12 protein-coding genes are annotated in these 17,941 nt (G+C 71.3%); 3 read left to right on the forward strand and 9 right to left on the reverse strand.

Annotated elements, in window-relative coordinates; translation table 11 throughout:
* Positions 1 to 13 precede the first annotated feature (13 nt).
* The gene (locus tag ACYVKF_RS19330; protein WP_460968588.1) at positions 14 to 370 is read left to right on the forward strand and encodes a VOC family protein; all 357 of its coding nucleotides are present in this window, start codon (positions 14 to 16) and stop codon (positions 368 to 370) included.
* 93 nt (positions 371 to 463) lie between these two features.
* On the opposite strand, the gene ACYVKF_RS19335 is transcribed toward ACYVKF_RS19330, so the two are convergent.
* Genes ACYVKF_RS19335 through ACYVKF_RS19345 form a run of 3 tightly spaced genes read right to left on the reverse strand, consistent with a single transcriptional unit; the run spans position 464 to position 3,720 of the window.
* A complete protein-coding gene (locus ACYVKF_RS19335; protein ID WP_460968590.1) occupies positions 464 to 2,755 on the reverse strand; it encodes an exo-beta-d-1,3/1,6-glucosidase in 2,292 nt (763 codons plus the stop codon).
* A 10-nt stretch (positions 2,756 to 2,765) separates the two neighbouring features.
* A complete protein-coding gene (locus tag ACYVKF_RS19340) occupies positions 2,766 to 3,140 on the reverse strand; it encodes a DUF805 domain-containing protein (RefSeq protein ID WP_460968592.1) in 375 nt (124 codons plus the stop codon).
* Positions 3,141 to 3,150: 10 nt separating this feature from the next.
* Positions 3,151 to 3,720, reverse strand: a complete 570-nt coding sequence (locus ACYVKF_RS19345; RefSeq protein ID WP_460968594.1) for a TetR/AcrR family transcriptional regulator — start codon at positions 3,718 to 3,720, stop codon at positions 3,151 to 3,153.
* A 192-nt stretch (positions 3,721 to 3,912) separates the two neighbouring features.
* Here ACYVKF_RS19345 and ACYVKF_RS19350 point away from each other — a divergent pair, with 192 nt between their 5' ends.
* Positions 3,913 to 6,132, forward strand: coding sequence for an MMPL family transporter (locus ACYVKF_RS19350; RefSeq protein ID WP_460968596.1), 2,220 nt, complete (start codon positions 3,913 to 3,915; stop codon positions 6,130 to 6,132).
* On the opposite strand, the gene ACYVKF_RS19355 is transcribed toward ACYVKF_RS19350, so the two are convergent.
* From ACYVKF_RS19355 to ACYVKF_RS19365, 3 genes are all read right to left on the reverse strand, one after another.
* Positions 6,129 to 6,608 (reverse strand): hypothetical protein, encoded by a 480-nt coding sequence (locus ACYVKF_RS19355; RefSeq protein WP_460968597.1) that lies wholly within the window; start codon positions 6,606 to 6,608, stop codon positions 6,129 to 6,131. The two genes, ACYVKF_RS19350 and ACYVKF_RS19355, sit on opposite strands and share 4 nt — an antisense overlap.
* Positions 6,609 to 6,675: 67 nt before the next feature.
* Positions 6,676 to 7,425, reverse strand: coding sequence for a hypothetical protein (locus ACYVKF_RS19360; RefSeq protein ID WP_460968599.1), 750 nt, complete (start codon positions 7,423 to 7,425; stop codon positions 6,676 to 6,678).
* Positions 7,426 to 7,578: 153 nt separating this feature from the next.
* On the reverse strand, positions 7,579 to 7,737 hold the full coding sequence (locus ACYVKF_RS19365; protein WP_157581328.1) for a hypothetical protein: 159 nt from the start codon (positions 7,735 to 7,737) through the stop codon (positions 7,579 to 7,581).
* A 261-nt stretch (positions 7,738 to 7,998) separates the two neighbouring features.
* Between ACYVKF_RS19365 and ACYVKF_RS19370 the strand changes: the two genes are divergently transcribed.
* Complete coding sequence (locus ACYVKF_RS19370; protein WP_460968600.1) at positions 7,999 to 9,756, forward strand: FG-GAP repeat domain-containing protein; 1,758 nt, start codon at positions 7,999 to 8,001, stop codon at positions 9,754 to 9,756.
* A 107-nt stretch (positions 9,757 to 9,863) separates the two neighbouring features.
* Here ACYVKF_RS19370 and ACYVKF_RS19375 read toward each other — a convergent pair whose 3' ends face one another.
* From ACYVKF_RS19375 to dnaE, 3 genes are all read right to left on the reverse strand, one after another.
* Entirely contained in the window at positions 9,864 to 12,023 is a 2,160-nt protein-coding gene (locus ACYVKF_RS19375) for an ATP-binding SpoIIE family protein phosphatase (RefSeq protein ID WP_460968602.1), read from the reverse strand.
* Between the two features lie 94 nt (positions 12,024 to 12,117).
* On the reverse strand, positions 12,118 to 14,274 hold the full coding sequence (locus ACYVKF_RS19380; protein ID WP_056914947.1) for a S9 family peptidase: 2,157 nt from the start codon (positions 14,272 to 14,274) through the stop codon (positions 12,118 to 12,120).
* Between the two features lie 22 nt (positions 14,275 to 14,296).
* A complete protein-coding gene (dnaE, locus tag ACYVKF_RS19385; RefSeq protein WP_460968604.1) occupies positions 14,297 to 17,908 on the reverse strand; it encodes a DNA polymerase III subunit alpha in 3,612 nt (1,203 codons plus the stop codon).
* Positions 17,909 to 17,941: the final 33 nt, after the last annotated feature.

The raw sequence follows: 17,941 nt of genomic DNA on the forward strand, positions 1-17,941 counted from the left end.
ATACCGTGCGGGCATGGCCATCGCCCGATACCCCAGCATCGTCCTCGACTGCCCCGACGCCGCGACGCTCGCCGCCTTCTACGGCACCCTCCTCGACTGGAAGGTGACCGACTCGGACGGCTGGTTCGAGGTGCGGGCGGAGTACGGGCAGTGCATCTGCTTCCAGACGGTCGAGAACTACCGCGCGCCGATCTGGCCCGGTCAGGACGTGCCGCAGCAGATGCACCTCGACGTGGTGGTCGACGACCTCGACGTGGCCGAGGCCGAAGTGCTCGAGATCGGCGCGACGAAGCACGAGCACCAGCCGGGCACGACGTTCCGGGTGTTCCTCGACCCGGCCGGTCACCCCTTCTGTCTCTGCCTCAGCTGAGCCACCCGACCCCGACGCCCGTCCTCGGACGCTCGGCCACGGATGCCCGACGCTCGACGCACAAGCCCGCCCCCGGACGCCCGGGACAGCCCGTCAGCCCGTCAGCCCGAACGCCGCGCGGAGCAGCACCTCGTCCCGCGACGACGGCCCCACGAGCAGCTCGAACCCGCCGGGCTCGACGACCCTGCGACCCGAGGCGTCCACGATCGAGCAGGCCGACACCGGCACCGCCACGTCCACCGTCACCGAGGCACCCGGCTCGACCCGCACCTGGGTGAACGACTTGAGCTCCTTGTCGGCCCAGCTGGCCGACGTCACGAGGTCGCGCACGTAGACCTGGACCGTCTCGAGGGCCGGCCGAGATCCCTTGTTGGACAACGTGACTCGACCTGAGACCGCCCCGTCGCCCGCAGCCGGCACCGAGACCGAGTCGGCGTCGAGCACGAGGTCGGAGTAGTCCACCGTCGTGTACGACAGTCCCTCCCCGAAGGCGAACGCCGGGCGCTGCGTGAGGTCTGCGTACCGGTCGCCGTGCTGGCCGCGCACCTGGTTGTAGTAGGTCGGCTGCTGACCGGCATGACGGGCGAACGAGATCGGCAGCCGACCCGATGGTTCGATGTCGCCGAGGAGCAGCTCCGCGATGGCCCGGCCGCCCTGCATACCGGGGTTGGCGACCCACACCACCGCAGCGGCGTCGAGGGCGGAGTCGGGCAGCACCAACGGCTTCGAGGCCAACAGCACCACGACCATCGGGGTCCCGGTGGCGGCGAGCGCATCGAGCAGGGCCACCTGACCGCCGACGAGCTCGAGCGTCGCCGTCGAGCGCCCCTCACCGACGAGCTCGATGCGGTCGCCGACGACGGCGACCACGACGTCCGCGGCAGACGCAGCCGCAACGGCCTCCTCGATGAGCGCCGGGTCGGGAGGACTCGGCACCGCCACCTGGGGACGTGGCTGCCCGTCCGGGAAGAACTCGCCCGACGGGTCCGGCGCCAGGGTGAGGATGTCGGCGCCACGCGCCCGGCTCACCGTCCAGTCGTCCGGCACCGCCGCGCGCAGTCCGTCCAGGACGGTCGTGATCATCTCCCGCGGGTGACCCTCGAGGATCCAGTCAGCCTGCCCCGACGAACCGGCCCAGTCCCCCAGCTGCGTCTGGGCGTCGTCGGCGAGCGGCCCCACGACCGCGATCCGTCGCGCGCCGCCTCCATCGGCGAGACCCGAGGCAGGGCTGGCCGAGTCCCGCAGCGGAAGGGCGCCGTCGTTGCGCAGCAGCACCAGCGAGCGCCGTGCCACCTCGAGGTTGAGCTCGGTGTGCGACGCCGTGGCGATCACCTCGCGCTGGCGCGAGGGGTCGGGTCGGCGCGGGTCCTCGAACAACCCGAGCTCGAACTTCACCGTCAGGATGCGGCTGACCGCGGGGTGCAGGTCCGACTCGGACAGCATCCCCCGGGAGATCGCGTCGAGCGCCCCCGCGAAGAACTGCGGCGTCGTCATGACCATGTCGTTGCCGGCCTTCACCGCAGCGGCGGCGGCGTGCGTGTGGTCGGGCTGCACCTGCTGCTCCCAGACCATCCGGCCGACGTTGTCCCAGTCGGTGATGAGCGTCCCGGTGTACCCCCACTCGCCGCGCAGCACGTCGCCCAGCAGCCAGTCGTTGACGGTGATCGGGACGCCGTCCATGGTCTGGTACCCGAGCATGAACGTCCGGCAGCCTTCTCTCGCAACCCGTTCGAACGGCGGCAGGAACCACGACCGGAGCTTGCGCCGACTGATGTCTGCCTCGCTGGCGTCACGGCCGCCCTGGGTCTCGGAGTACCCCGCGAAGTGCTTGGCCGTCGCGAGGATCGCCGTCGGGTCGTCCAGCCCGTCGCCCTGGTAGCCGCGCACCATCGCGGACGCGAGCTCACCCAGCAGGTGCGGGTCCTCGCCGAACGTCTCGTTGACGCGCCCCCAGCGCAGGTCGCGGGCGATGCACAGCACCGGCGAGAAGGTCCAGTGCACGCCGGTCGCCGACACCTCGACCGCCGTGGCGCGCGCTGCCCGCTCGACGAGGACGGGGTCCCACGAGGCCGCCATGCCGAGCTGGGTCGGGAAGATCGTGGCCCCCTTGAAGAACGAGTGCCCGTGGATGCAGTCCTCCCCCACGAGCAACGGGATGCCGAGCCGGGTCCGCGCGATCAGCTCGTGGGCCTCGGCCAACCGCTGGGGCGACGCGTGCAGGATCGACCCCACGTGCGTGGACAGCACGTGCTCGGGGAGTCCTTCGCGCGCGTCGAGCTGCATCATCTGCCCGACCTTCTCCTGCGCGGTCATCCGCCCGAGGAGGTCGGCGACGCGTTCGGCGACGGGGAGCTGGGGATCGAGGTACGGCAGCGTTTCGCTCACGCCGACGATGCTAGGCCGGGGCGGGGGTGCTCACCGGGTCGGGCGCGGCATCCTTCGTCGGTCTCGCCAGGAAGGTGGCGAGGACGACCACGCCGGCCACCGGGACCAGGAGCCAGAAGACGTGGGTCCAGCGGTATCCCGCATCGCGCAGGCGCCGCACCGTGACCCCCAGGTTGGGCAGGAGGACCGCGATGCTCCACACCCCGGCCAGCGCACGACCCAGACCCTCGGTCGGGTTGTCGCCGCCACCGCCGGTCGCGACGTCGATCGCGGCGAGGACGAGGACGTTGAACAGCGTCCACCACCAGAACTCGGCCCGGCCCGAGCGCCCCTCGAACTCGGCGTACCGGCGCAGCACGGTGCGGATGGACGCGGCGAAGCTCATGGCCCCGATGCTAGGCCGACCGCGAGGCGTCCACGAGCACCCGGCCGAGGTGCCGCATCTCGGCACGCAGGGTCTCGTCGTTGACGTCCACCAGGTGCGGGTCGGCCCCCGCATGGGCGATGCCCAGCGCCAGGACGGGCACCGCGATGACGCGCCGCTGGCTGGGCTCGGGTCCGAGCAGCTGGGTGCCGAGCCGGGTGGTGAGGTCGTTGAAGTCCTCGTGGGCCGCGAGGATCCGCTCCACCTCCGGGTCGCTGAGCATCGAGGCCACCACCTGTCGGTGGGCCAGCACGACGTCGATCAGCCCGTCGAGCGCCAGCACCGTCGCCTCCTCGGCAGTCGGCGCCGCCTCGGAGGTCTCGATGTGGCCGCGCAGCTGCTCGACCGCGCCCTCGACGACGGCGAGGACGATGTCCTCCTTGGCGTGGAACTGGTAGTAGACGGCAGCCTTCGTGACCCCGAGGTGGTCGGCGATCATCTGCAGGGACGTCCCGCTCACGCCCTGGGTCGCGAACAGCTCCAGGGCCGCCGCGAGCACGCGGGCGCGACCCTGACCCCTCGGCGCCTGCGGCCTGGCCATCGCGTCTCCCGTCCCGGCCGTCCCGGGCCGAGTGTCGTGCGGTCCCGACCGCTCGTCGGCCGTGACGGCCGCCACAGTAGCAGCATGGTTAGCCGATCGGCTTGTCTTGACCTAGCCGATCGACTAACTTGATGGGTGGCCGTCCACCCGGGCCGGCCCGCCCGCACGCACGCACCCACGGGGAGCTCACCGATGGCCAACCTCCTGTACCGGATCGGACGTCTCGGCTTCCGCCGTCGCGGCGTCGTCGCCTCGGTGTGGCTCGTCCTGCTCGGTGCCCTCGTGGCCACCGTCGTCTCGGTCGGCACCGCGCCCACCGCAGGGGTGGCCATCCCCGGCACCGAGTCCCAGCGCGCGCTGGACTCCCTCGCCCGTGAGTTCCCGCAGGCGAGCGGCGCTGCCGGCACCGTCGTGGTCCGCGCACCCGAGGGACAGAGCGTCGCCACCCCGGCGAACCAGGCCACGGTGGCAGGAATCGTGGCGAAGGCGTCCGGCCTTCCCGGTGTCGTCGGCGCCGTGAGTCCCTACGACTCCAAGGCGATCAGCCAGGACGGCCGCTACGCCCTGGTCACGGTGCAGTTCAAGGAGACGTCCGACGCGCTCACGCCCGAGCAGCGCACGGCATACGAGGACCTCGGGAAGGCCGCCCCGGCGGGCTGGACGGTCGCCGCCGGCGGCGAGCCGCTCATGACCGAGCCCGAGGTGGGCTCCACCGAGGCCATCGGTGTCGCGGTCGCGCTGGTGGTGCTGCTGATGACGTTAGGCTCGCTGGTCGCCGCCGGCATGACCATGGTCAACGCCCTGATCGGGGTCGGTGTCGGCCTGCTCGGGCTGCTGCTCGCCGGGCACGCGTTCGACCTCACCAGCGTCACCCCGGTGCTCGCGCTCATGCTCGGCCTCGCGGTCGGGATCGACTACTCGCTGTTCATCACCTCCCGGTACCGCCACAACCTCGCGACCGGGCTGGGCCGGGAGGAGGCCGCTGGTCGGGCGATCGGCACCGCCGGGTCGGCCGTGGTGTTCGCCGGCCTCACGGTCGTGATCGCCCTCGCCGGCCTGTCCGTCGTCGGCATCCCGTTCCTCACCGCGATGGGCCTGGCCGCGGCCGGCACCGTCGCGGTCGCCGTCCTCGTCGCCGTCACGCTGCTGCCGGCCCTGCTGGGCTTCGCCGGCGACCGGGTGCTTCCCCTTTCCCAGCGCAAGGCCGCTGCCTCCGGTGGCGCCGGTGGTCGCCAGGACTCCGAGTCCAACCGGGGGTTCGGCTGGGGCCGGACCATGGTGCGGCGGCGCATCCCCGTCATCCTGGGCGGGGTCGTGCTGCTGGGCGCGGTCGCGCTCCCGGCCGCCGACATGCGCCTGGCCCTCCCGGACGACGGGACCGCCCCCGTCGGCACCACCAAGCGGGTTGCCTACGACCTCATCGCCGAAGGCTTCGGTCCAGGCTTCAACGGTCGGCTCGTCATGGTCGTCCACGGCGACGACCCGGCCTCGGTCCAGCAGGCCGTCACGGCGGCGAGCGCCGTCATGGCCAGGACCAAGGACGTCGTCGCCGTCGCCCCGGGAGGGGCCAGCGCCGACGGTCGGACGGCGCTCGTGGCGGTCATCCCCGCGTCCGGCCCGTCCGACGCGGCCACCTTCGACCTCGTGCGGGCCCTGCGCGACGGCGTGGCACCGACGGCCACGGCGACCGGGACCGACATCGCCCTCACCGGGGCGACGGCCGCCGGCGTCGACGTCTCGGACAAGCTGGGTGCCGCCCTGCCCGTCTACCTGCTCGTCGTCGTCGGGCTGAGCTTCGTCCTGCTCACCCTGGTCTTCCGGTCGCTGCTCGTACCGCTCAAGGCGACCGCCGGCTTCCTGCTCACCGTCGGGGCGACCTTCGGCGCGACCGTCGCGATCTTCCAGTGGGGCTGGCTGGCCGACCTCCTCGGCGTCCAGACGCCCGGGCCCCTGGTGAGCTTCCTGCCCATCCTGCTCATCGGCATCCTGTTCGGCCTCGCGATGGACTACGAGGTCTTCCTCGTCTCGCGGATGCGCGAGGACTTCGTCCACGGCCAGGGCTCCCGCGAGGCGGTCGTGTCCGGTGTGGGGCACGGGGCCAGGGTCGTCGTGGCCGCAGCGCTCATCATGATCTCGGTGTTCGCGGGCTTCATCCTCGTCGACGACCCGATCATCAAGTCGATGGGCTTCGCCCTCGCGTTCGGGGTGCTCGTGGACGCGTTCGTCGTCCGGCTCGCCCTGGTCCCCGCGATCATGTCGTTCCTGGGCGACGCGGCCTGGTGGCTGCCCCGCTGGCTCGACCGGGTGCTGCCGCGCGTCGACATCGAGGGCGAGACCCTGCCGCCGGTCCCGGCCGGCGGCGACGTCGACCGGACGGCGCCGCGCGAGCTCGCCGAGGCCGTCGAGGGCTAGGAGCGCATCGCCGAGCGGCGCGCGGCCGCGGCGAACTCGTCGTGGACGCGGGTCAGCTCCAGCCCACCGTCACGCCCCAGACGGACCCCGAAGCTGTTGCGCCAGTCGTTCACGACGAGCAGGGCCAGCCCGAGCACGGTCAGCAGGAGCATCAGACCACCGTTGCCCCCGAGGGCCCCGACCACGACCGCGAGCACGACCCCGGACCAGAGCGTGGCCAGCGACGCCGTCCGCAGCGTGCGGTGACGACGCCAGGCCTCGGCCCGGAACGGCACGAGCAGGTCGTAGGACCGCGAGGACAGCGAGCTGACGAACAACCACGCCACCAGCCCGAAGAGGATCGTCGCACCGGCCCAGTCCTGGGCAGCGCGCCCCCGGACACGGACCACGTCACCGGTCGGCACGCCCGTCTTGACGCAGACGCGTGGCAGGACCTCCGCCTTCGGGGTCAGGGTGCTGATCGTGACGACGGCCATGCGGACAGGGTATGGCGCGTCCGCGCGCCCCAGCGTGTGGTTCGGTGCGTCCCCTCCGGTTGCGGGGTCAGAATCCCCCACCGAAGTCGCCGCCGCCGCCGAAGTCACCTCCACCGAAGTCACTGCCACCGAAGTCACCGCCGCCGAAGTCACCCCCGCCGCCGTCGTCGCCTCCCGCGAAGTCCGTTCCACCACCGTCGTCGGACTGGCCGGTGTCCGCGACCGTGTCACCGCCCGCCGAGGTGTCCGTGTTCGAGTCGGCGGCGACGCCGTCACCGGCGGAGGCCGCCTCGGGCGAGGAGTCGAAGCCGTCGAACAGGGCGTCCGCCACCATCGACCCGACCACGACCCCGGCAACGGTGCCCATCATCGAACCCATGAAGGTGCCGCCCATCCCCATGCCTGTCCCCATGCCCGACCCCATACCCGTCCCTCCGGCCTGCCTGCGACCGAACGCCTGCTCGAGGTACCCGGGACGGCGCAGCTCGGCCCGGGTGGCGAACCGCGCCATCGAGCCGGGGTCGTCGGTCGGCGGCTGCTCGCCCGGCGGCAGGTCGGTCGACAGGTCGGCCAGCACCTGACGTCGCTGCTCGGGGGTCAGTCGGGCGAACGCCTCGGCGTGGACCTGCTCGAGCGCCTCCGGCGGCGCGGTCCGCAGCAGGTAGCGGTAGCGGGCCACGGCCTGGGCGTCCGGGGACGCTGCGGGAGCAGGCGGGGCGCCATACGCCGGTCCGGGTCCCGGGGACGGCGGCGAGCTGCGCTGGGGAGGATAGGTGTCGCGGGCCTCGCGGCCCAGCAGTCGGTCGAGGAAACCCATGACGCACTCCGTCCATCGGCGGGGCGCTGCGGTGCCCGCGGTCGTCCCATCCTGCATCGGCGGGGCTGCGGACGCAGCCACCGGCTCGCCGGGACGCGGCGGGGCGGGGTGGAACAGGTGGGCCCGGGGCGGGCGGACAGACGGTGGGGACGGTCAGGCGGTGAGGGCGGAGGTGTCGCCCAGCGCTGCACCGAGCGTGTCGGCCCCAGTCATCCAGGATCCGAGGGCCGGACCGACACCGTCACGCACGTCGAGGACCGAGGTGTCGTCCTCCATGACGGGGATGAAGCGCTCCAGGAAAAGCTGCCACATGTCCACACCTACCCTTCTGCGGGATCAGCGTCGTCGCCGATCTGGGTCTACCGCGCAGCATTGAGCATGCAGCTCGTGATGGTGGGGCGGCGCGCCGCAGCAGGTCACCTCAACCATTCTGCGGACAGTCTCACCCGTTCGTATGAGGTAGGGCAACCCGCGAACGGATGCATCCGGGCCCGAACCGCCGTCGAGGGCACCCAAATGCCACAAACTGGCAGGCGCGTCTCCCCCACACGCGAAACCCCCGGAGCTGTCGTCATGTCCTCGTCCCCCCGCCCCCGTCGGTCCGCCGGCATCATGCTGGCCGTCGCCGCCCTCCTCTGCGGCCTCCTGACCACCGCCGCCACCGCGAGCGCCCCCGCCGCCTCCGCCGCGACGGCCGTCCCACCCACCCCGACCGGCCTTCCCTCGGGCGTCGAGGAGCTCGCGTCGTACGTCGGCGCCAACTCCTGCGACGCCTCGACCAAGCCCGGCAGCGCCGCCCTCGGCGCCCTCCTCGTCAAGACCTACCCGGGCACGAGCTACGGCTCGGCGCGCGCCTGCGCGTCCGACTCGCTGGCGACCTCGGAGCACTACGACGGCCGCGCCGTCGACTGGATGGCCAACAGCCGCAACGCGACCCAGAAGGCGCAGGCCAACGCCGCGGTCGCCTGGATGCTCGCCAAGGACAAGGCCGGCAACCCGTACGCGATGGCCCGGCGCCTCGGCGTCATGTACCTGATCTGGAACAACAGGTCCTGGTCGGCCTACCGTCCGGCGGAGGGCTGGAAGGAGTACAACGGCTGCCTGGCTGCGTCCAAGGCCAGCAGCACCTACGACACGACGTGCCACCGCAACCACGTCCACATCTCGCTGTCGTGGGCCGGCGCGATGAAGCGCAGCTCCTACTGGTCGAAGAAGGTCGCTGCACCCGAGTACGGACCGTGCCGCACGTGGATGACCAACTGGGCCAGCCCCAGCACGACGGCCAACCACACCCGCTGCCAGTCCCTGGCGCCGGTGCAGGCCCTCCCGACCGCCACGACGCTGGGCAAGCGCCTCGTCTCGATCTCGGGCATGTACGTCAAGCAGGGCAGCACGGGACCCGCGGTGACGTCCGTGCAGTCCGCGATCGGTGCGAGCGCCACGGGGTCGTTCACGAGCTCCACCACCAGCGCGCTGGTCGCCTGGCAGAAGCGCAACAGCGTGCCCGCCACCGGGGTGACCGACGCCAGGACCTGGCGGGCGCTGATCCGGGCGCACGCGGCCCAGCCGATCGCCCTCGGTCTCGATTCCACCATCGACTCCGACCTGCTCAGCCTCACCGACGGTCGGCTCACCCTCAGCGACTCGGCCTCCGACCCCTACGGTCGGGTGCTGGCCACGAACTGGTCCGGGGTCAACGGCCTGGTCGCCCCGGGTGACTTCAACGGCGACGCCTATCCCGACCTCATCAGCCGCACCGCCGCCGGCGTGCTGCGCCTCCACCGAGGGACGGGCAACGCGACGTTCGCGCCGCCGGCGGCCTGGGGACCCGGCTGGAACGTCTACTCATCCCTGTTCTCCCCCGGTGACTTCAACGGTGATGGCCGCGCCGATGTGATCGGTGTGCGACCGGACGGGGCGATGTACCTCTACAAGGGCAACGGCAAGGGCGGCTTCTCCGGCACCTCCCTCGTCGGCACCGGCTGGAACAGCTACGACCTCGTGCTCTCCCCCGGTGACTTCACCGGTGACGGTCGCGCCGACCTCGTCGTCCACCGGCCCGACGACACGCTGTGGCTCTACAAGGGCAACGGCAAGGGCGGCTGGGTCGGGACGCGCACGCAGCTCACGAGCGGTCTGCCGGCGCTGACCAGCATCGTCGCGGCCGGTGACCTCAACGGGGACCAGCGGTCCGACCTGCTCGGCCTGACCACCGGTGGTCGCTGGCTCGCCTGGTACGGCACCGGCACGGGCGCACTGACCAGTGGCACGGGGCGGCAGGTCTCCGGCAGCGACTGGTCCTCCGCCGGCCTCGTCGTGGGCGTCCGCTGACCGCGGACGTCCGACCACCAGCTGGCGCCCGCCGAGGGCGGGCGCCGACGGGGATGCGCTGAGGGGGGCATCCCCATCGTCGGTGCGCTGGGCAGGCCGCGGCCGGCTCAGCGCACCGGCTCACCGAGCACGGGTTCGTCGACGCCCTGCTCGCCGGGGAGCGCCGAGACCACCACCTCGAACCACACCGTGGTCCCGGCCGACGTGCGGTGCGAGCCGAACGCGTCGCTGATCGCCCGGACCAGCGACAGGCCCCGTCCGCGCACGGCCATCGACTCGCCTCCGGTGAGCAGGGGCTCCCCACGGTTGCCGCTGTCGGCCACCGTGACGGAGACCTGCCCGGAGTCCAGGTCCATGGTCAGGTGGGACTCGGTGCCCGCGTGCAGCACCGCGTTGGTGATGAGCTCGGAGATCCCCGTGACGATCGTGTACTGGTCGGACTCCCCGACGTGCCACTGCGTGAGCTGGGCGCGGGCCCAGTCGCGGGCCGCCTTCACCGACTCGGGCATGGGCGGGACGACGATGGTGCACCGCCGGTGTCCCTCCGGCGAGCGACCGACCGTGAGGACGGCGCAGTCGTCCTCCTGCCCCGCCGCGGGCACCATCGCCTCCATGACGATCTGGGCGACCCGGCGCGGGCTGCTCGGGGGCACGTCCGCGAGCACGTCGAGCAGTCGCGCCTCCCCCTGGACCAGGTCCTCGCCGCGACGCTCGAGCAGGCCGTCGGTGTAGGCGACGAGCATGTCGCCGACCTCGAGCACGAGGGTCGTCGCCGGGCGGGCCCCGGCGATCCCCAGGGGCGGGCCCACCGGCATCGAGAGCAGGCGCCCTCGCGGGGCGCCCTCCTCGCGCGCCGCCCGACCGGAGAGCAGGGCGGGCAGGGGGTGCCCGGCGCTGGCGATCTCGACGACACCCGTCTCGGGCGTGATGGTGGCGTAGAGCATCGTGACGAACAGCTCGCCACCGAAGGACATGCCGGGCCGCGCCCGCGTGGTCCCGAGCGGCAGGGACGCGGGCCACAGGGCGTCGAGGTCCCAGACCACCCGGTCCAGGGCCCCCATGACCGCCTCGGGCCGACTGTTGGCCAGGGCAGCGCCTCGCACCGCGGCACGGACCTGACCCATCACCGTGGCGGCCATCACCCCGCGGCCGACCACGTCGCCGATGACGAGGGCGAGTCGTCCGTCGGGAAGGAAGAACGAGTCGTAGAAGTCGCCACCGGCCACCGTCCCCTCAGAGACCGGTTCGTACCTCGCTGCGACGCTGATGGCGTCGGACTGGGGAAGGTTCGCGGGCAGCAGCGTGCGCTGGAGGAGCTCAGCCGTGGAACGTTCGGCGTCGTAGACCACGGCCCGACCGAGCGCCTCCGCCACGAGGTCGGTGAAGGCGGACAGCACGACCCCGAGGGTCGGCGGCAGCGGCGTGGCCTCCCGGAAGCCGACCACCGCGGCCCTGATGGTGCGGGCCTCCAGCGGGACGACGACGAGCTCGCCGGAGTCGGATCCGTGGACCTCCCGTTCCTCGACCGCCCAGGACACGGTCTCGGCGAGGTCCTCCGGGAGCTCGGACCAGATGAGCGGCAGCCGCTCCTCGTCGGGTGAGAGGTCCTCGATCCGGTGGCGGCGGGCGATCCGCCACCCGCCGTGACCCGGTGAGGGCAGGCAGATGCCGGCGGAGCGGGCCCCGAAGGCGGACACCGCCTCCCTGAGCACCACCTTGCAGACGTCGTCCACGGTCACCGCGGTGCCCAGGGCGGTGGCGAGCTCGGCGACCGCGCGCGCCCGGTCGTGCGACGTCGAGGTCTCGACCACGACGTGCACCGCGGCGACCACGTCACCGGCCGAGTCACGGATCGGCGAACCCGTGCGCAGGTGGTGGCCGAGCAGCGGGAGCTCGGCCACCTCGGCCTCGCCCAGCGAGGACAGCCCCACGCGGGAGTCCTCGTCGAGGAACCCGTCCCCATCGGTCAGGACCCGGTCGAGCAGCCGCCCGAGGTGCGAGCGCTGCCACAGCTCGGGCAGCGCCTCGTCGGCGGGACACCCGAACGCCGCCGGGTGCCTCGCGCCGAGGCGGGCGGCGAAGGCGTCGTTGTACAGCAGGACCCGGCTGGGTCCGACGAGCAGCGCGGTCGGGAGCAGCGAGTCGAGCGCCTGGTCCCAGGCGGCCAGCAGAGCCGCCGGCCACTGGTCGGCGGCGCCGGTGGGCGTACGGGACCAGTCGGTGTGGGCGGCGAGGGCACGCGTGCCCTCAGTCCCGACGTCGACCACTGCTCCACCTTTCGCCACCATGAAGCCTAGGCATCACCCGGGCGCCGTGGGGCCTCACCTGTCCGTGGCCTTCCCATCGGCCGAAAGGACCAGATCATGAGGAGGCCGGGACGGTCTCTTTCTGCGCACCGGCGCCGACCTGGTCCACGAGGAACGCCCACTCCCACGCCACCTGTCGCCAGGAGTCGTACCGGCCGCTCTTCCCGCCGTGCCCCGCCACCATCTCGGTCCGCAGGAGCACCGGTCGCTCGTCGGGTCCGTTGGTGGTGTTCTCCCGGAGGCGGGCCACCCACTTCGCCGGCTCGGTGAAGTACACGCGGGTGTCGTTGAGGGACGTGGTCGCCAGCACGGCCGGGTATGGCGCGCGGTGCACGTTCTCGTACGGCGAGTACGACTTCATGTAGGCGTACACCTCGGGGTCGGCGAGCGGGTTGCCCCACTCCTCCCACTCGACCACGGTCAGGGGCAGGCTGGGGTCCAGGATCGTGGTGAGCGCGTCGACGAACGGCACTGCCGCGTGCACCACCCGGAACCGCTCGGGCGCCAGGTTGACGGCCGCGCCGATGAGGAGGCCGCCAGCCGAACCCCCTTCTGCCGCAAGGCGTTCCGGGTGCACCCAGCCGGTCTCGACGAGGTGGTCGGCACAGGCGACGAAGTCGGTGAACGTGGAGCGCTTCTGGGTCAGCTTGCCCTCGTCGTACCACGCGCGACCGAGCTCGCCGCCACCACGGACGTGCGCGATGGCGTACACGAACCCCCGCTCGAGCAGCGACAGCCGGGCCACCGAGAAGTACGGGTCCGAGGAGATCTCGTAGGAGCCGTAGGCCGTGAGCAGCCCCGGCCGGGTGCCGTCCGGCTCGCTGCCCGCCGGGTAGACCAGCGAGATCGGCACCCTGGTGCCGTCGGGGGCGGTGGCCCACTCCCGGCGCTGCTCGTACTGCGAGGGGTCGTAGCCGCCGAGCACGGGCTGGCGCTTGAGCAGGGTGTAGTCGCGGGTGCGCAGGTCGTAGTCCAGGACCGTGCGGGGCGTGACCAGCGACTCGAACACCACCTGCAGGCTGGTCGTCGCGCTCTCTGGGTTGTCCCCCAGTCCCACCGAGTAGACGGGTTCGTCGAAGTCGAGGTCGTGGCTCGCGCCATACCCGGTCGGGGAGCCGGCGTCGCGCTCGAGGACGCGCACGGCGGTGAGTCCCTCCTTGCGCAGGGCGAGGACGGCCACGTCGTCGAAGGCCTCGACCCCCTGGAACCGTTCGCCGGCAGCGGAGCGCAGCAACGGCTGCCACTGGTCGGCGGACGTGGCGTCGAGCGGTGCCCACGCCAGGTCGGAGTCGATGGAGTCGGCGTTGTGGACGATGAGGAGGCGGTCGGCGGCCGGCTCGACGTCGTACTCGACACCCTCGCGCCGCGGTGCCACGACCCGGAACTCCCCCAGGGGGTCGGTAGCGTCGAGCAGGCGCACCTCCGAGGTCGTCTTGGAGCCCAGCCCGACCATGATCCAGCGGTCGTCGCGGGAGGAGCCCAGGCCCATCCAGAACCGCTCGTCGGGCTCCTCGTGCACCAGCACGTCGTCCTCGGCCGGGGTCCCGACCTCGTGCCGCCAGGCCTGGTGCGGACGCCAGGTCTCGTCGACCCGCGTGTAGAACAGGTAGCGGCCGTCGTAGGAGAAGACGCAGCCGTAGCCGACCTCCTGGACCGCGGTGTCGACGATCTCCCCCGTCGACAGGTCCTTGACCCGCAGCGCGAAGCGCTCGTCACCCTCGGTGTCGACGGCGTACGCGAGCCACCGGTGGTCCGGGCTGATGCTCAGCGCCCCGAGCGAGAAGAACTCGTGACCCATGGCCTCGAGGTTGCCGTCGAGCAGCACCTGCTCGCCCTCGACCGTGGCACCGACCTCGGGCTCGGGGCGCGGGGCGCCGTCCGCGCGCGGGGCGCGGCACTCCAGCGAGTACTGCGAACCCTCGTAGCTGCGCGAGTAGTACCACCACGGGCCGCTCGCCACGGGCACGGAGAGGTCGGTCTCCTGGGTGCGGGAGCGGATCTCCTCGAAGATCTCGTCGCGCAGCGGCTGCAGACCGGCCGTCATCGCCTCCGCGTAGGCGTTCTCGTCCTCGAGGTGGGCCACCACCGCGGGGTCGGACTTGTCGCGCAACCACTCGTAGGGGTCGATGACGACGTCGCCGTGGTGCTCGCGCGTGGTGGGGCGCTGTTCCGGGCGGGGGACGGACGGCGGGGTGACCGCGGGCGTGCTCACGCGCAGAACACTACGGGGGTGCTCAGCCGACGAGGCAGCGTGGCCCGAGGATCACCTTGAGGTCGCCGAACAGCGCCTCGGTGGCGTTGACCCGGTAGGCGTCCTCGAGCTTCATGAGCACGGAGCGACCGGGCTGGCTGAGGCGCACGTGCACCTCGGTGGAGCCGGGGTGCGACGACAGCACCGACTTGAGCTCCTCGACCTTGGCCGCGGTGGCCCGGTTGGTGTCCATGGTGACGACCACGGGGCCGCGCGGACCCTCCGAGATGTCGGGCAGCGTGAGGTCGGACGCGTAGATCGACGGGGTGTCGTCGCGCCGGTTCACCCGGCCCTTGACCACGACGACCGCGTCGTGGGTCAGGGCGTGCTGCACGGTGAGGTAGGCCGAGGGGAAGAACAGGCACTCGATGGCACCCTCGAGGTCCTCGACGGTGACGATCGCCCAGAGGTCACCCTTCTTGGTGCGCTTGACCTGCAGGCCGGTGATCAGGCCCGCGATGGTGACGTTGGAGCCCTCGGGCTTGCCGTCCTCTCCCGTGAGGCTCGCGATCGAGGTGTCGGCGTGCGAGGACAGGACGTGCTCGATGCCGAACAGCGGGTGGTCGGAGACGTAGAGGCCGAGCATCTCGCGCTCGAACTGCAGCAGCGTCTTCTTGTCCCACTCCACGGTGGGGATGGGCGGCAGCACCGAGAAGTCGACCGACTCGGCCCCGCCCTCGTCACTACCGAACGACCCGAACAGCGAGTCCTGGCCGATCGCCTCCTGGCGCTTGATGTCGACGAAGTTGTCGACATAGTCCTCGTGCACGCGCAGCAGGCCCTGGCGCGACTCGGCCAGCCCGTCGAACGCACCCGCCTTGATGAGCGACTCGATGGTGCGCTTGTTGCAGACCACGGCCGGGCACTTGGACAGGAAGTCCTTGAACGAGGTGAAGCGGCCCTTCTCCTCGCGCGCGGCGATGATGCCCTCGACGACGTTGTGGCCGACGTTGCGGATGGCCTGCAGGCCGAACCGGATGTCGGTGCCGACGGCGGCGAAGCGGCCCACGGAGTCGTTGACGTCCGGGGGCAGCACCTTGATGCCCATGCGACGGCACTCGCCGAGGTACAGCGCCGACTTGTCCTTGTCGTCCCCGACGCTGGTGAGCAGGGCGGCCATGTACTCGGCCGGGTAGTTGGCCTTGAGGTACCCGGTCCAGTAGGAGACCAGCCCGTATGCGGCGGTGTGCGCCTTGTTGAACGCGTAGTCGGAGAACGGGACGAGGACACCCCACAGGGCGGCGATCGACGCCTCGTTGAACCCCTTGGCCTTCATGCCCTCGGAGAAGGGGACGTACTCGGCGTCGAGCACCTCCTTCTTCTTCTTGCCCATGGCGCGACGCAGCAGGTCGGCGTTGCCCAGGGTGTAGCCCGCGAGCTTCTGGGCGATCTCCATGACCTGCTCCTGGTAGATCACCAGGCCGTAGGTCGTGCCGAGGATCGGCCCGAGGGCGTCGATCATCTCCTGCTGGAGCTTGCCCTCGAGCTGTGGGTCGAGCGGCGTGAGGATCTGCTTGCCGTTCTTGCGCAACGCGAAGTTGGTGTGCGCGTTCACGCCCATGGGACCGGGACGGTAGAGCGCGAGGGCCGCGGAGATGTCCTCGAAGTTGTCGGGCTGCATGAGCTTGAGCAGCGTGCGCATGCCGCCGCCGTCGAGCTGGAACACCCCGAGGGTGTCGCCGCGCGCGAGCAGGTCGTACGTCGGCTTGTCGGTCATGTCCTTGGACAGCGCGTCGAGGTCGATGTCCTCGTCGCGGTTGGCCTTGATGTTCTCGATGGCGTCGTCGAGGATCGTCAGGTTGCGCAGGCCCAGGAAGTCCATCTTGACCAGGCCGAGCGACTCGCAGCTCGGGTAGTCGAACTGGGTGATGACCTGGCCGTCCTGCAGCCGTCGCATGATCGGGATGACGTCGATGAGCGGCTCGCTGGACATGATGACGCCGGCGGCGTGCACGCCCCACTGCCGCTTCAGGCCCTCGAGGCCCTTGGCGGTCTCGACGATCTCCTTGAAGTGCGGCTCGGACTCGACCAGTGCCCGGAAGTCGCCGCCCTCGTTGTAGCGCTTGTGCTCCTTGTTGTAGATCTCCGACAGGGGCACGCCCTTGCCCATGACGTCCGGCGGCATCGCCTTGGTCAGCTGCTCGCCGACGACGAACGGGTGGCCCATGACGCGCGCGGCGTCCTTGACGGCCTGCTTGGCCTTGATGGTGCCGTAGGTGACGATCTGCGCGACGCGGTCGGCGCCGTACTTCTCGGTGACGTACTTGATGACCTCGCCACGTCGACGCTCGTCGAAGTCGATGTCGAAGTCGGGCATCGACGCACGCTCGGGGTTGAGGAACCGCTCGAAGATCAGGCCGTGCGGGATCGGGTCGAGGTCGGTGATCTTCATGGCGTAGGCGCACATGGAGCCTGCACCCGAGCCACGCCCGGGACCGACCCGGATGCCGTTCTTCTTGGCCCAGTTGATGAAGTCGGCGACGACGAGGAAGTAGCCGGCATACCCCTTGGAGACGATGACCTCGGTCTCGAAGGCCGCCTGCCTCGTGGCGTACTCCGGCACGCCCTCGGGGAACCGCCCCATCAGGCCCGTCTGGACCTCCTTGATGAACCAGCTCTCCTCGTTCTCCCCCGGTGGGCAGGGGAAGCGCGGCATGTAGCGGCCCTCCCCCTCGGTGAAGGAGATGTCGCACATCTCGGCGATGAGGAGCGTGTTGTCGCACGCCTCCGGCAGCTCGCGCCACGTGTGGCGCATCTCCTCGGGGCTCTTGAGGTAGAAGTCGTCGGCGTCGAACTTGAACCGGTTGGGGTCCATCATCGTCGAGCCGGACTGCACGCACAGCAGGGCCGAGTGGGCCTTGGCGTCCTCGGGGCTGGAGTAGTGCAGGTCGTTCGTGGCCACCAGCGGCAGCTTGAGCTCGCGGGCCAGGCGCAGCAGGTCCTTCTGGACCCGTCGCTCGATGTCCAGGCTGTGGTCCATCAGCTCGCAGAAGTAGTTCTCCGCACCGAAGATGTCGCGGAAGTCGCTCGCCGCCTGCATGGCCTCCTGGTACTGCCCCAGGCGCAGGCGGGTCTGGATCTCCCCCGACGGGCAGCCCGTCGTCGCGATGAGCCCCTGCCCGTGGGCGCTGAGCAGCTCGCGGTCCAGGCGTGGCCACTTCGCGTAGACCTGGTCCAGGCTCGCGAGGGAGTCGAGGCGGAAGAGGTTGTGCAGGCCGTTGTTGTTCTTGGCCAGCAGCGTCATGTGCGTGTAGGCGCCCGAGCCCGACACGTCGTCGCGCGACTGGGACTCGTCGCCCCACTTCACACGGGTCTTGTCGGTGCGGTGCGTGCCCGGCGTGACGTAGGCCTCGACGCCGATGATCGGCTTCACGCCCGTGCCTTGGGCCTTCTTCCAGAACTCGTAGGCCCCGAAGACGTAGCCGTGGTCGGTCGTGGCGAGCGCCGGCATCCCCATCTCCGCGGCGCGGGTGAACAGGTCACCGATGCGGGCGGCACCGTCGAGCATGGAGTACTCGGTGTGCACGTGCAGGTGGACGAACGAGTCGGATTTCGACCCGGGGCGAGCGGTGGGGGCGGCGGGCTGGGAGGACATCGGGTCGAGTCTAAGCCGCCCCACCGACTGCCC

Source organism: Pedococcus soli (genome assembly GCF_054782575.1).

Excerpts from the sequence above, each read along its gene's own strand:
- ACYVKF_RS19355 (WP_460968597.1), bottom strand. The coding sequence starts at position 6,608 with ATGGCCGTCGTCACGATCAGCACCCTGACCCCGAAGGCGGAGGTCCTG.
- ACYVKF_RS19365 (WP_157581328.1), bottom strand. The coding sequence starts at position 7,737 with ATGTGGCAGCTTTTCCTGGAGCGCTTCATCCCCGTCATGGAGGACGAC.
- ACYVKF_RS19345 (WP_460968594.1), bottom strand. The coding sequence starts at position 3,720 with ATGGCCAGGCCGCAGGCGCCGAGGGGTCAGGGTCGCGCCCGCGTGCTC.
- ACYVKF_RS19330 (WP_460968588.1), top strand. The coding sequence starts at position 14 with ATGGCCATCGCCCGATACCCCAGCATCGTCCTCGACTGCCCCGACGCC.
- ACYVKF_RS19370 (WP_460968600.1), top strand. The coding sequence starts at position 7,999 with ATGTCCTCGTCCCCCCGCCCCCGTCGGTCCGCCGGCATCATGCTGGCC.
- ACYVKF_RS19340 (WP_460968592.1), bottom strand. The coding sequence starts at position 3,140 with ATGAGCTTCGCCGCGTCCATCCGCACCGTGCTGCGCCGGTACGCCGAG.
- dnaE (WP_460968604.1), bottom strand. The coding sequence starts at position 17,908 with ATGTCCTCCCAGCCCGCCGCCCCCACCGCTCGCCCCGGGTCGAAATCC.
- ACYVKF_RS19360 (WP_460968599.1), bottom strand. The coding sequence starts at position 7,425 with ATGGGTTTCCTCGACCGACTGCTGGGCCGCGAGGCCCGCGACACCTAT.
- ACYVKF_RS19350 (WP_460968596.1), top strand. The coding sequence starts at position 3,913 with ATGGCCAACCTCCTGTACCGGATCGGACGTCTCGGCTTCCGCCGTCGC.